Annotated in this window: 9 protein-coding genes; all 9 read right to left on the reverse strand. The window is 57.8% G+C overall.

All coding sequences use genetic code 11. The features are described 5' to 3' along the window. The coding region (locus WFM46_RS20615) for a cytochrome c biogenesis CcdA family protein (RefSeq protein WP_336998406.1) at nt 1-610 on the reverse strand (610 nt) is incomplete at its 3' end. Nucleotides 611-1,142: 532 nt separating this feature from the next. Beyond that, nucleotides 1,143-2,444, reverse strand: a complete 1,302-nt coding sequence (locus WFM46_RS20620) for an ATP-binding protein (RefSeq protein WP_214421955.1) — start codon at nt 2,442-2,444, stop codon at nt 1,143-1,145. Continuing rightward, nucleotides 2,441-3,181 (reverse strand): response regulator, encoded by a 741-nt coding sequence (locus WFM46_RS20625; protein WP_336998407.1) that lies wholly within the window; start codon nt 3,179-3,181, stop codon nt 2,441-2,443. Before WFM46_RS20625 ends, WFM46_RS20620 begins: the two co-directional genes overlap by 4 nt. 48 nt (nt 3,182-3,229) lie before the next feature. Continuing rightward, nucleotides 3,230-4,225 carry an alpha/beta fold hydrolase gene (locus tag WFM46_RS20630; protein WP_336998408.1) on the reverse strand — a complete coding sequence of 332 codons (996 nt, stop codon included), beginning with the start codon at nt 4,223-4,225 and terminating at the stop codon, nt 3,230-3,232. A 151-nt stretch (nt 4,226-4,376) separates the two neighbouring features. Then, the gene (locus tag WFM46_RS20635; protein ID WP_103179579.1) at nt 4,377-5,291 is read right to left on the reverse strand and encodes a bestrophin family protein; all 915 of its coding nucleotides are present in this window, start codon (nt 5,289-5,291) and stop codon (nt 4,377-4,379) included. A 232-nt stretch (nt 5,292-5,523) separates the two neighbouring features. After that, nucleotides 5,524-6,975 carry a tagaturonate reductase gene (locus tag WFM46_RS20640; RefSeq protein ID WP_336998409.1) on the reverse strand — a complete coding sequence of 484 codons (1,452 nt, stop codon included), beginning with the start codon at nt 6,973-6,975 and terminating at the stop codon, nt 5,524-5,526. Nucleotides 6,976-7,141: 166 nt separating this feature from the next. After that, entirely contained in the window at nt 7,142-8,107 is a 966-nt protein-coding gene (locus WFM46_RS20645) for a sensor domain-containing diguanylate cyclase (protein WP_103179577.1), read from the reverse strand. A gap of 51 nt (nt 8,108-8,158) precedes the next feature. After that, a complete protein-coding gene (locus WFM46_RS20650; RefSeq protein ID WP_159339322.1) occupies nt 8,159-9,151 on the reverse strand; it encodes a sensor domain-containing diguanylate cyclase in 993 nt (330 codons plus the stop codon). Between the two features lie 181 nt (nt 9,152-9,332). Beyond that, nucleotides 9,333-9,895 (reverse strand): GGDEF domain-containing protein (locus tag WFM46_RS20655; protein WP_336998410.1); only part of this gene is annotated, 563 nt, incomplete at its 5' end.

Raw genomic sequence — 9,895 nt, forward strand, 5'->3', positions numbered from 1 at the left:
CAACGCACATCAGCATCACCACCCCCGCGGTTTTTCGCAGCCCCTCCATCAGACCCGATTTGGCTTTCAGGCGGGCGATAAGCGCCTGCCCACTGAAGCCAAGCAGCGCGAGCATCACTGCACAACCGCTGCCATACGCTGCCAGCAGGCTGCCGGTGGCTATCGGGCTATGTCCCGCAAGACTCAGGCTGAGAATGGCCCCTAACACCGGTCCGGCGCAGGGCGACCACAGCAGCCCGACCGCCAGCCCGGCGAGTACCGCCGAGGCTAAGCCGCGGGTAGAGTTGCTCCGGGAATTGATCATATTGCCGAGGCGTAACGCTGGCCCGGCGATACGCTGCGCTAAAGATGGGAAGATCAACGCCAGGGCGGCGAGACTCAGCAGCACCAGCGCCACCCAGCGTCCCACGATGGTGGCGCTCACCACCCAGTCACTGGCGACGGCAATCAGGCTGGCGACCAGGGTAAACATTATCACCATACCGCACAGCATAGCGACAAGCTGACGCCGCTGGCCGCGGAATCCGGCGAACAGCAGAGGAATAACGGGAAGCGTGCAGGGGCTGAGCAGGCTGACCATGCCGCCTAAAAATGCGGTCACAAGAAACATAAACACCTCACTTACCAGTTGATAGTGAGGCCATTACAGCGTGGGGATGTGTTTGCGGTGTGTTGAGGGATAGGTTTTTTTGTCAGGTGATGTATGGGCGTTGAGCGGAGATACATTGCGGTACAATTGGCGTGATGAAGGGTACGGGTATACATGTGGCTACCGAGGTGGTTCCGTTCACCTTACGTTCCTTGCTCCTCTGGTACAAAGGAACCGGTGAACGTGCCAGGGGGGCTCGCCGCCTCCCCCCTGGCTACCCCGGCTCCCGGCAAAGAAAATCGCCGCGTTGCGGTGCCTTCGGCTTATTCCCTCCGGCTTTCGGGTCGGGGGCGATCCTACATCCATGTAGGTCGCCCCCTCTCGGCGCGTCCATGCGCCTCGCCCCGGCCTGCGGTCAACGCCTCAGCGATTTTCAGCCGGACACGGGCGTCGCTGTATGTCTTTTAACCTACTGTAATGATTCGATTGCTTTAGCATCGCTATGTTGTAGGCCGGGTAAGGCAACGCCGCCACCCGGCGATAGGGCACAAAATCAAACCATCGGCAACGTTATCCGTGCGCAAAGCCCCCCTTCAGCCCGGTTCACCAACTGCAACTCCCCGTTCAACTGCCCCGTAAGCTGTGCCGCTATCGCCAGCCCCAGCCCCGTCCCCCCGGTTTCCCGGTTACGGGAAGACTCCACCCGGTAAAAGGGCTGCAACACCGCCGCCAGCTCATGCTCCGGAATACCCGGCCCGTTATCCTCCACGGCAATCTGCACCCTGTTATCACCTGTCGTCAGCGTCACCACTGCCTTATCGCCAAACTTCAGGGCATTATCCAGCAGATTGGTGAGGATCCTGTGCAGCGCCTGCGGACGGGTTGCAAAGGGCATGTGGTTTCTCGCCGCCGAGAACTGCACGTTTTTGCCGGTATCGCTGTAGTCACAGACCAGCGTATCAATAAAGGTATAAAGATCGACATTACGAACCGGTTCAGGCGCCACGCCGGACGAGCGCGCGTAGTCTATCCCCTCGCGCACCAGACGCGTCATGCTGTCCAGGTCCTGGGTGAGCTTGTCGCGCAGATCCGGCTGATCGGCCATCTCCACGCGCAGCCGCATACGGGTAATGGGCGTCTGGAGATCGTGGGAAATAGCGGCCAGAATCTGCGCCCTCTCCTTCAGCGACGCCTGGATCCGCGCCTGCATGGCATTAAAGGCGCGCGCCGCCTGACGCACCTCCAGCGGCCCCTGCTCGGTGAGCGTCAGCGGATTGGGGCTGGTGGGTTCGAGCGTGTCCACCGCCCGGGTAAAGTGGGTAAAGGGCCGCACCACCTGGCGCACCGCCAGCCAGGCGCAGATCACCACCAACAAAAGCTGGATCACAAAGACCACCGGCAGCCAGCGGGCGACCGGGGGCATGCGGGGGGTGAGATCCAGCGTCAGCGGCGAGCCGTCGCTTAGCGTCAGGTGGGCCTGAATGTGCGAAACCGGCCCCGGCACCGCCGTGAAGCGCAGCGGATAGTGGGTTGCGAGCGTCTCCGTCAGGGTCCGGACTGCATCCCGTGAACGGGCATCGGCCGGAGGTGCCCCCGGCTCACCTGGCCCCAACAGATAACGATAGTTTCCCCTCTCAAGACGCGGGAGCCACTGCGCCCGTTCATTGGCCGGCAGTCGATCCAGAATCGCCACGCTGGTGGAAACATCATCTTCCAGATTGCCGAGCATCACGTGCCGGGCGCTGCTCATACGCTCGGCCAGCACCAGCGTCAGGCTCAGACCATTGGCGAGCAGCAACCCCAGCAGGACAATCAGCAGCAGGCGGTAATGGAGCGAGCGCGGCCAGAGCCTCATTCTTTGGCCTCAATAATGCTGACGGGCATCGAAAAGACATAGCCTTCACTACGTACTGTTTTTATATACAGTGATGTGCGCGCATCCTCATTTAAGCGCTGGCGCACCCGGCTGACCAGGAGATCGATTGAACGTTCAAACAGCTCTGCATCCCGCCCCTGGGTGAAGTTAAGCAGCTGATCGCGGGTTAATACGCGCTGAGGATGATCGACAAATACCCGCAGCAGACGGTACTCCGCCCCGCTCAACGCCACGATGGTGCCGGTAGCATCCAGCAGATGGCGGGCGCTGGTGTCGAGCTGCCAGTCGCCAAAGGCGATGATCCGTCCGGCTTCGGTCACCTGCAGATTGGGCGGCAGCGTGCGAAACCGGCGCAGTATCGCTTTGATCCGCGCCAGCAGCTCACGCGCCACAAAGGGTTTAACCACATAGTCGTCTGCGCCCATCTCGAGGCCCAGAATGCGATCCATATCGTCATGGCGCGCGGTCAGCATCAAAATCGGCAGATCCTTATGTTGACCGCTGCGCAGCTGGCGACAGAGCGTGAGGCCATCGTCCCCCGGCATCATGATATCCAGCACCACCATATCCACGGCCTGCCTGTCGAGCACGGCGCGCATCTCCTTGCCGTTGGCCGCACCTGTGGCGCGATAGCCGGACTTCACCAGGTAATCGACGATCAGCTCGCGTATATCTCTGTCATCATCCACGACAAGAATGTGATCGGTTGTCTCCACCCTAAGCTCCTGTTTTTCAGCGATGGGCAAAAAAATAGCATAGCTGGCTTATAACTTGTCCGCATCCACCACCGCTTTGACGAAATCCTGCGGATCTTCCTGGGCCGGATTGTGGCCGATATTGCCGGTGAAGGTGCGATGCTGATACTTGCCGGTAAATTTTGCCGCATACGCCGCAGGCTCCGGATGCGGTGCGCCGTTGTTATCACCTTCGATGGTGATGGTGGGCACGCTGATGGTCGGTGCGGCCGCCAGCTTCTGCTCATAGCTGTCGTAACGGCTTTCACCCCGCTCCAGCCCAAGACGCCAGCGATAGTTGCTGATGGTCACCGCCACGTGATCCGGGTTATCCAGCGCTTTGGCGCTGACGTTAAAGGTCGCATCGCTGAATTTCCAGCCGGGGGATGCCAGGGTCCAGATCAGTTTCGCAAAATCGTGGGTGTTGGCCGCATACCCCTTCTCACCGCGCTCGGTGGCGAAGTAGAACTGATACCACCACTGTAGTTCGGCCTTCGGCGGCAACGGTTTCGCCCCCGCCTGCTGATTGCCAATCAGATACCCGCTCACCGAAACCAGCGATTTCACGCGCTCAGGCCACAGCGCCGCCACAATATCCGCCGTTCTCGCGCCCCAGTCGTAACCGGCAAAGACCGCGCGTTTGATTTTCAGGGCGTCCATCAGGTTAATCACATCTTTCGCCATGGCCGCCGGTTGGCCATTACGTGGGGTGGTAGAGGAGAGGAAACGTGTGGTGCCAAAACCGCGGTTGTACGGGACGATCACTCTGTAGCCTTTTGCCGCCAGCGCGGGAGCCACCTGGGCATAGCTCTGAATATCGTACGGCCATCCGTGCAACAGGATCACCGGTTCGCCGTTTTTCGGCCCGATATCGACATAGCCAATATTCAGATCGCCTACGTCAATCTGGTGGATCTGCTTAAAGGCCGCGTGATAATCGCTGCCTGCCGCCTCGGCCTGACAGGCGGATACGGTGGCAAATGAGAGGGTTAAGGCCAGGGTTGAGTAAGCCAGTTTGTTCATCATGGTGGTTTCTCCGGGTCAGCTATTCGACCTGCTTATCTCATCACCCTGATGTATGGCGAATATGTGCAGATTTGGCCGTTTTGCAAGGCGGTGTATCGCGCTCGCGCGCAGATACACTGCGATACAAAAGGCGGCCCGATGACCCGGGAAATTACGTCAGCTGGTAATACTTGTCCGGCAGTTTGCGCGCCGGGATCTCCTGCTCGTCGTTCATCTGTAGCAAATCAATCTCCATCGCATTGCAGATGGCATCCAGCGGCAGGTCATTATTCTCGACGCCGAACGGCTCTTCCAGCTCTTCCGCCAGGGTATCGAGCGAGATAAAGGTATAGGAAATCAATACCGAGACGAACGGCGTCATGTAGTGCAGATCGCTGACCAGCGCGAATGGCAGCATGATGCAGAACAGGTAGACCGTACGGTGCAGGATCAGCGTGTAGGCGAACGGCACCGGGGTATTGGCGATCCGCTCGCAGCCCGCCAGCACGGTGGACATATCATTCAGGCGAATATTCAGGCTGTGAAACAGGATATCCGACAGTTCACCATTGCGGCGTCTTACCGCCAGCCACTCCCCCATGATCAGCAGAATGCGGTTCGCCGGGGAGCTGGAGTCCATCGCGGCCCGCAGGTTCTCTGCTGACAGGTATTTTGAGAGCTGCCCGGCCTGGGGCTGTTTGCGCAGGGTCATGCGCAGACAGTGGGCAAAGGCGATCTGCAGGCGGACAAACTCCCCTAACGCCGGATCGTCCGGCAGCGTGTTCTTCACTTCCCGGAACAGGGAGCGCGAGGCAATCATCAACTGCCCCCACAGCTGTCGCGCCTCAACATAGCGGGCGTAACAGGCGTTGTTTCGAAAACCGAGGAAGATTGCGATGGCGACCCCAAGAATGCTGAACGGCGCGACCGTCAGCCGGATGCCCAGCGAGGTATACCAGGGCAACATCAGGATCACCACGATGGAGAGCAGAAAATTGAGGAACAGGCGGGAAAAGATTTTGGTCAGCACGGAACCGTGCCAGACAAATATAAGACGCAACCAGTGCTGTTGGGGTCGAACGATCATAGTCAGCTTCATCGGGAAAAAAGAGCGGTGACTATTAAACGTGATCGTTATCACGGTTGCAAGTATGTTAAAAAATGCTGTCGTTTTGCTAAGCCTGTTCAGACCGCACGGTGTTTCATCCTGCTCAAATAAAAAGAGATTAAAGTATGTTGTAACTAAAAAAGGTAACCGGTCAGGATAACCTATGCGGGCGCTCCCCCTCTCCCGTCAGGAGAGAGGGAGGCTCAATGGCTTAGCAGAGCGGTTTGACGGCAGCGCGCATGCCCTGATGCAGAATGGCATCCAGATCCTGCGCAACCTGTTCTACCAGCCCGCTAACCTGGGTCAGGTCCTGCTCCCAGTGCTCGCTGACGCTCAGCACCGCTGTCACCAGCTCGCGGGTGTTGATCTGCTGGTCATGATGCTGCGTCCACAGCTGCTGGAAACGGGTTAACCAGTGCGCGTCATCCTGCACCGGATAGTTTTCCCCGTTACGTTCTGCTCGGTAGAAGGCGATCAGGGCCGCCAGCGCAAAGGTCAGACGCGCCGGGAGTTTGCCGCTGGCCTGCTGCCCCGCCAGAAGCTGCGGCAGAATGCGGGTCCGGTACTTGGTCATGCCGTTCAGGGCAATCGACAGCAGCTGATGCTTGATATACGGATTGCGGAAACGGCCCGTTACCGCGCTGGCAAACGAGGCCAGCTCATCGCGCGGCAGATCCAGCACCGGAATAATCTCTTCATGAATCGCTTTTTCGACAAAGGCGCAGATTTCGGTGTCGTTCATCGCTTCACCCACGGTATCCAGCCCCGCCTGGAATGCCACCGGCACCAGCGCGGTATGTGCGCCGTTGAGGATCGCCACTTTGCGCTCTTTGTATGGCTTGATGTCGTCAACAATCAGCACGTTCAGCGCCAGCTTATCGAGACGCAGCTCCTGTGCCAGCGATTTTGGCCCCTGGATCACAAACAGATAGAAGTGTTCAGCGGTATCGAGGAAGGCATCGTGATAGCCCAGAGAGGCTTCAAGCTCTGCCACTTCATCGCGCGGATAGCCGGTGACGATACGGTCAACCAGGGTGGAACAGAAGGTATTGGCGTCATTGATCCACTGGATAAAGGCCGCAGGCAGCGCCCACTCCTGAGCATAGCGCAGCACCAGCTCACGCAGGGCGTCACCGTTGTAGTCAATTAATTCGCACGGCACGATAACCCAGCCTTTATCGGCGGCCCCGTTGAAATGACTGAAACGCTCGAACAGCAGGCGGGTCAGTTTTGCCGGATAGCTGACCGCAGGCGCATCCTCAAACTTATCCCCGGCGTGATAGCTGATCCCCGCTTCCGTGGTGTTAGAGAAGACAAAGCGCATCTCTGGATTATGCGCCAGCTTCAGGAATTCATCGTACTGATCGTAAACGCTGATCTCACGGTTCACCGAGCGGATAAGACGCGCGTCGCTGACCGCTTCGCCCTGCTCGTTCAGGCCGCGAATGATGGTGGTATACAGGCCGTCCTGAGTGCTCAACGAAGGCGGAAAATCGCTTTTGATGGGGCGCACAATCGCAATACCGGCGTTCAGGTCGGTATGCTCGTTAAGCAGATCGATCTGCCAGTCAATAAACGCGCGCAGAAAGTTGCCCTCACCAAACTGGATGATACGTTCAGGATAGAGAGCACCGGGGAAATCACGACGGTTTAGTGTGTTCACAATGGGGTCCTTGTAATGATTAGTCATACAGCCTGATAAGATTGGTACGATAACTTATCAAACTTTACGACCACGAACCCCTGTTTTGATCAATTCCGGTGTGAATTGTGACAGGATCTATATGAATTTGTAGACCAGAACGGCTGCGGGGTTGACTTCTCCCTTCTCAACATCCGGTACCTCGCTGCTGTTTCATGGAGTACATCATCTGGTCGGCAGTGGTCAGCCAGCTCTTGAGATCGTCGCGGTCGTGATCGAACTCGCGCACGCCCCAGGAAAAGGAGAGTGCCCACGGATATTCGGCATGCTCGTTCCAGTTCGCCGCCTGTTCGGTTAAAAACTGCATAGCGATCCATGCCCCCTTTTCGTCGCTGTTCGCAAACAGGATGGCAAACTCATCCCCGCCGTAGCGCGACAGCACGTCGGCTTCACGAAAGGTGGAGCTCAGCAGACCGGCCATCGCCTTCAGGGCGTTGTCGCCATCTGTGCGGCCATACCGGGCGTTTATCTGCTTAAAACGGTCGAGATCCAGCCAGGCCAGGGTTAAAGGCTCAGCCCGACGGCGGGCAGCGCGAATGGCATAGGTCGCCAGATGATGAAAGCCCCGGCGGTTGTAGAGCCCGGTCAGCGGGTCGGTGATACTGGCGCTGGCGGCGGCAAATTCCGCTTCCACCAGTGCCGCCAGGTCGGCCAGCGCCTCAATGTCAGAAGGCGAAAAAGGGCGTGGATAGTGATCGATAATACAGAGCGATCCCACCGCGGCCCCACCGGGCAGACGCAGCGGATAACCCGCGTAAAAGCGGATAGGATCATCGTCGGTGACCAGGGGGTTATCGGCAAAGCGGGTATCGTCCAGGGTATCGGGGATCACCAGCGGTGCATCGCTAAGGACGGTATGGCCGCAAAAAGAGAGATTTCGCGGCAGGCTGGTCGGGTCGCCACCATCGGTGGATTTAACGACCACAACGTGCTCGTCAACCAGATTGATCATCGCCACCGGCACGCCAAACACGCGTCTTGCCAGCCGGGTTATACGCGCGTAGGTCGGGTGATCTTCTGGTTCAAGCAGCCCGGATTCACGCAAGGCACTGAGACGCTTTGCTTCATTGTTGGGTAGTGAGGGTGATTTCATACAGACTCCGGACGTCAGGCTTTTTAAAAGCTTAGCGCATACTGAGGCCAGTTAGTGGGCAAATATGCGGTTTTTACCATCGCGTTTCGCCTGATACAGTGCGGCGTCGGCAGCCTGTAACCAGTCCGTAACATTTCCCATCTCCCGGGTGGCGCAGGCAATGCCAATACTCATTGTGCAATGGACCGCCTCTTCCGCGACGTCACTGATAATCGCTGCCGCATCCATAATGCGGGTAGCGACTATCCGCGCTTCGTCGAGGGTGGTATCGGGCAGCAGGATCACAAACTCGTCCCCACCCAGTCGCGCCGGGGTGTCGCTCTGACGGCTGGCGATATGCAAAATTTGTGACACTGTCACCAACAGCATATCTCCCACCTTGTGGCCGTAGCGATCGTTGACCTCTTTAAAGTTATCGATATCGATAAACATCAGCGCCGAATCGTGGCAGGTTTGCTGCAATTTATGCAACTCATGATCGATACGCTCCTCCAGCAGACGCCGGTTGGCAATGTCCAGCAGCGGATCCATCATCGCAATACGCTCCAGCTCGCGTGATTTAAAGCGCAGCCGCACGGCGATAGTGTTGGTGAGCACGCTGAGCGCCACGGTATAGATAGCAATCAACGGCAGCGTGGCATAGAGAGTGCGCTGCGACACCCACGGCACCAGCGCCATTCCCTGCGCCAGCCAGCTCCCCATAAAGACCGCCACCATCACCGCCCCGGCCTTTTTCATCAACGGGAAGCCACCCGCCGCCAGCCGGTCGGCAAGTAAGATAGTGGCAATGGCGACGGAAGGCAGCGGATTGACCGCCATCATGGCGATCCAGAAGCCGCCTGCCCCGGCGTCTAAAACCAGGTTCTGATGTTCGGTAAGGAGCGGCGTCGAAGAACGCCGGGCGCGCCACCAGGCCAGGGTTGGCCAGACAAAGGCGTTGATAGCCAGCAATCCCATAAGCCAGACGGAACGTTGCTGTTCCAGCAGGACGGAGAGAATAGGGATAAAGCAGAGGAAGGTTCCAAGCATTCGCATCAGATACATGCGTTTGATAAACCGACTGCCAGGCACGCGAGGGGATTTACTGAGTCTGTCAGTTCCGTTCATCACACGATTTTTCCGATATAATCACCCTTTTATATTATTGACGTTGAAATTTTGTATCAAGGCATTTATCAGTTTCGTGAATATATGGTGAAGGGCGTGGTCACGCCCTGGCAAACGATTACAGCTGTTCCGAAGGCGCTGCCGCCTGTTCGGTAGTTTTTATCTCTGTCATTCGGGCGCTGGTACGATTTCGGCCTGCTTTTTTCGAGCGATACAGATAATCATCCGCTTCTGTCATCAGACGATTAAACACCTCTGTGAGCTGTGACGGCTCCGACCTTCCGCTGCCCAGACCAATACTGACGGTTAAAAACAGCGTCTGCCCCCGCCAGTTAAAGGGATGTTGTTCAACCGTGGTACGAATACGCTCCGCCAGAGCATATGCCTGCCCGGCTGAAGCGGAGTTCACCACCACAGCAAACTCTTCGCCGCCCATTCGCGCCACCAGCCCTGCGTTGCCCACCGTCTCCTGCACTTTGTGCGCAAAAGCGGCCAGGACGGTATCGCCACATTCGTGACCATAGTTGTCGTTGATGCTTTTGAAATAGTCGATATCCAGCAGCATGACGGTCAGCCGCGGGCTTTTGCGCTTCCCTTCAACATTTTTAAGCGCCTCATACAGCCCGGAGCGGGAGTAAACCTGAGTCAGATAGTCGTAATCGGCACGCAGGGAAACCTGGC

Source organism: Leclercia sp. M50 (assembly GCF_037150775.1).
Classification (GTDB): Bacteria; Pseudomonadota; Gammaproteobacteria; order Enterobacterales; family Enterobacteriaceae; genus Enterobacter.